The 4,171-nt window shown below is 60.1% G+C and carries 2 protein-coding genes; both read left to right on the top strand.

Going from position 1 to position 4,171, the window contains the following annotated elements; genetic code table 11:
• The first annotated feature begins 452 nt into the window (after window positions 1–452).
• A complete protein-coding gene (locus IEV62_RS17970; RefSeq protein WP_188449946.1) occupies window positions 453–3,257 on the top strand; it encodes a PAS domain-containing hybrid sensor histidine kinase/response regulator in 2,805 nt (934 codons plus the stop codon).
• Between the two features lie 312 nt (window positions 3,258–3,569).
• Window positions 3,570–3,785: a DUF5818 domain-containing protein gene (locus IEV62_RS18325; protein ID WP_229733401.1), complete on the top strand. Its 216-nt coding sequence runs from the start codon at window positions 3,570–3,572 to the stop codon at window positions 3,783–3,785.
• The last annotated feature ends 386 nt before the right edge of the window (window positions 3,786–4,171 follow it).

The raw sequence follows: 4,171 nt of genomic DNA, 5'->3' as shown, positions 1-4,171 counted from the left end.
TCCACATCGGTTCTTCCAGATCAGGTGTCGCAACCCTCTGGAATCATACCGGAGCTCGATCGTCCACTATCATTACGCCGCCGTTTCGAGACAGCCTCTAAGCAAAATAAAGAGACCGAGAGGTTTTTTCTTCAACGGCTCGCGATCGGTAAAAGACATTCGGATCGTTATTCGAGTTTCAGCTAATAAAGATCAGCGGGTAGCATTTGCGTCAACCGGCGCGGCCGGTACTTGACGAACCTTCGCCGCAAACTCGTCGATCTTGAACGGTTTGCCGGTCTCATCGACGCTGGAGCGAGCACGCCGTTTTGGCCAATCGCGTTGCGCGTGTAAGCCACGCGCTGACGCTTGAACGTCGCGACCCGGTCGGTGCTCAAAAAGGTGTAGCGTCAAGCTCTGGTTACGCATCATAATAAATTCTTGACCCAAAAGTCGTAGTGGAGCCACCGGACGTGAACGAACCTTGCCTTGGCGACCCCGCTGAACACGCGCCGCACGCCGATTTCGCGTCACAGTATTGGCGAGCACAGTCGATCGTCATCGGCCAACCTGCCGCGATCACCGCAGCCGACCTAGGCGAGGATGCCTTCCGCCTTTTGGCGGATAACATCCCGACGCTTTGCTGGATCGCGGACGGGACGGGATACATCGTGTGGTATAATGCGCGTTGGCACCAATATTGTGGGACCACTCCCGAAGCGATGGAGGGTTGGGGCTGGCAGGCGGTCCACCACCCCGAAACGCTCCCAACCGTCATGGAACGCTGGATCAACGCGATAGCGGTGGGTGAATCGTTCGAAATGACATTTCCGCTGCGCGGTGCAGACGGCGTGTTTCGGCCCTTCCTGACGCGCGTCCACCCACTCTATAACGATTCTGGCGCAGTTATCCGCTGGTTCGGGACCAACGCCGAGATTTCCGACCAGATTGCCGCCGAGGAGGCGCTGCGAATTGAGCGGGATCGCAGCCGCGGCGTACTTGAAAACATGGCGGAAGGATTCTTGCTCCTCGACAAGGACTTTCGCATTCTCGACATCAATGCCGAAGGATTGAAGCTGGAGGCGCGCCCGATCACCCAAATCGTCGGCCAGACGCATTGGGACGCCTGGCCGGGGAGCGAGCACACCGAATTGGGCGAGTTCTATAAGCGAGTGATGGCAACGCGCAGGCGCGGCGAAATCGACCATCATTACGTCTGGCCGGACGGACGCGAGGCATGGCTCGAGGCCCGCGCCTTCCCGTCGGGCGACGGACTTGCGGTTTTCTACCGCGATGTCAGCGATCGTAAGATTGCGGAGATGCGGCTGCGCGACAGCGAAGCGCGTTTCCGGACTGTCGCGGAGACCATGCCCGGGTTCGTATGGACCGCCGACGACGCGGGCCAGCTCGACTATACCAGCCCTAACTGGCATACCTATTCCGGCACCACGCCAGACGCCAGCAACGGGCAAGGTTGGGCCAATTTCGTCCACCCAGAGGACCAGGCCGGTGTCTTCGAGCAGTGGGGCGCTTCAGTCGCGAGGGGGACGCCGTATGAGGTCGAGTTCCGGCTGCGCCGCGCCGACGGTGTGTACCGCTGGTGGCTGGCACGCGCACGGCCGGTGTCGGATGCCGGGCGCACCATCTGGATCGGCACGTGCACCGATCTCAATGATATTATTGCGGCGCGCGAGTTCCTCGCGCGATCGAGCGAGGAGCTTCAGCACACCGTGGAGGCACGCACCCAGGAACGCGATCGAATCTGGAGAATGGTCCCCGACCTGCTTATGACGGGCACGCTCGACGGACGCATACTGTCCGTCAATCCTGCCTGGAAGCAGTCGCTTGGTCATGACGAGGAGAAACTGCTCGGCACGCCCTTCTGGGAGTTCATCCATCCCGCGAGCTATGTTGACAGCGAGCGCGCCGTCGAAAAAATGCGCGGCGGGGAAATCGCTCGACACGAGAACCGAGTCGTGACGGCCGATGGCGATTACCGTTGGTTTGACTGGGTTAGCACGCCAGTGGGCGAAGTCTTTTACGCGGTGGCGCGCGACATCACTGACGACAAGCTCATGCAAGGCGAACTCGAACACGCGCAAGAAGCGCTGCGGCAAAGTCAGAAGATGGAAGCGGTGGGGCAGTTAACCGGCGGTATCGCCCACGATTTCAACAACATGTTGGCGGTGGTGATCGGATCGTTGGATCTTCTATCGCGGCGAATGGGTTCTGAAGACGCGCGGTCCAGGCGCTACGTTGATGCCGCTGCCGACGGTGCGCGCCGCGCCGCCGTTCTTACACAGCGTCTGCTCGCCTTCTCACGGCAGCAACCGTTGCAGCCGGAAACGATCGACATAAATCGGCTGGTCGCCAACATGTCCGACCTTCTCCGCCATTCGCTCGGCACCGACGTGCGACTGGAGACCGTGCTCGCCGGGGGGCTATGGCGGACGCACGTAGATCCGAACCAGCTAGAGAACGTCATCCTCAATCTCGGCGTTAACGCACGCGACGCGATGCCCGGAGGTGGAAGATTAACCATCGAGACGCAGAACGGGCACCTCGATATGCGCTATGCGACAGCGCACATCGGCGTGCCGGCAGGACAATACGTCGTCATCGCGGTGACTGATACGGGGACCGGCATGCCGCCCGAGGTCATCGCCAAAGCGTTCGACCCTTTTTTCACGACCAAGCAGGTCGGCAAGGGCACTGGGTTGGGCCTGAGCCAAGTCTACGGCTTCGTCAAACAATCGGGTGGGCACGTGAAAATCTATTCCGAGCCGGGCGAAGGCACTACAGTGAAGATATATCTTCCGCGCCTTATAGGCGCCGCTGACGAAGTGGAAGCCAAGATAGGGTCGAGCGAGATTCCGGAGGGCTATCACGACGAACTGATTTTAGTGGTCGAGGATGAGCTCGCCGTTCGCCAGCTGAGCGTCGATGCGCTGACCGAGCTTGGCTATCGAGTGGTCGAGGCGGATGGAGCGGCGGCCGGGTTGCGCCTGCTCGACGCGCATCCCGACATTATGCTGTTGTTCACAGACATCGTGATGCCTGACATTAACGGGGCCAAGCTGGCGGAAGAGGCGCGACGCAGAAGGCCCGGTTTACGGGTGCTGTTCACCACGGGCTACACGCGCAACGCGATCGTCCACAACGGCGTGCTCGATTCAGGCGTCGATCTGATCAGTAAACCCTTCACTATCGAGGAGCTTGCGGCGAAGGTTCGGGAAGTGCTGGACGCGCCGGTCGACGTTTCGGATGCGGCCGATTAATGCGATTGTTCAGCACACGGCAGGTTTCAGGAGATTGAAAGTTTGCGCTGACCGGCACAGATTGGGCGTTTCCGCCTTGTCGGCTCGGTGCACCGTCGCGCTATCGATGAATGTGCGGCGCTGAATAACGTCTGTGGTCGACTTACCGGCAGGGGACAACTATGTATTCTATCCCTCCGTGGCTGTATCTTGCCGCGACGCCAAGGGGAAGTTCATCAAGTGCGCCACAACTGCTCCCGCAAAGACGACGCGCTGCAAGGCAGCCAATGGCAAGTTCGCCAAGTGCGGCACGCCTGGCGCGAAGCCGATGTAATGCCACGCGGCTCGCATCACGACGAGACCGGGTTGCTGCTCGAAGATCACGGGCCGCTATCCCTATCGCGAGATGCGGGCGGCACTTGGCGGCTGGACGTGTCGCCCAGCGCAAAGCGGATGGTTGGATGTAGGGTAAGAGTGATTGGCGCCCGCGCAGACTTCGACCTACTGGACGTTAGCCAAATCAAGGCGGTGCAACCATCTGACGGTTAAATTTGGTGGGACGCGGTCTAGCTGCCCCTCGGTAAGACTTGAGCAATACGGNCACCGAACCCATGCTCGCCCTTTGCCTTGGCGACCGAATGCAGGGCTTTGCCTGCGTCATATGCAATCGGATAATCAGGAGGCCGGAGATCGCCGATTCCGGCCTCCATTCCCGTGAACCTATTGGCGAGCGCCCGAGCCGGTCGACCCGAGATGACCGATGTCAGAGACGTGTGGTATGCGCCCGGTCCCAATAAGGCAGTGCGGTAGCCTTCATCGGCTGCGCTCTCAGAGGCTGTCTCGAAACGGCGGCGTAATGATAGTGGACGATCGAGCTCCGGTATGATTCCAGAGGGTTGCGACACCTGATCTGGAAGAACCGATGTGGAACCCGA

The organism is Sphingomonas psychrolutea, assembly GCF_014636175.1.
Lineage (GTDB): Bacteria > Pseudomonadota > Alphaproteobacteria > Sphingomonadales > Sphingomonadaceae > Sphingomonas > Sphingomonas psychrolutea.
Note: the sequence above shows the minus strand (reverse complement) of the source record. Positions and strands in the feature narration are given on the sequence as shown.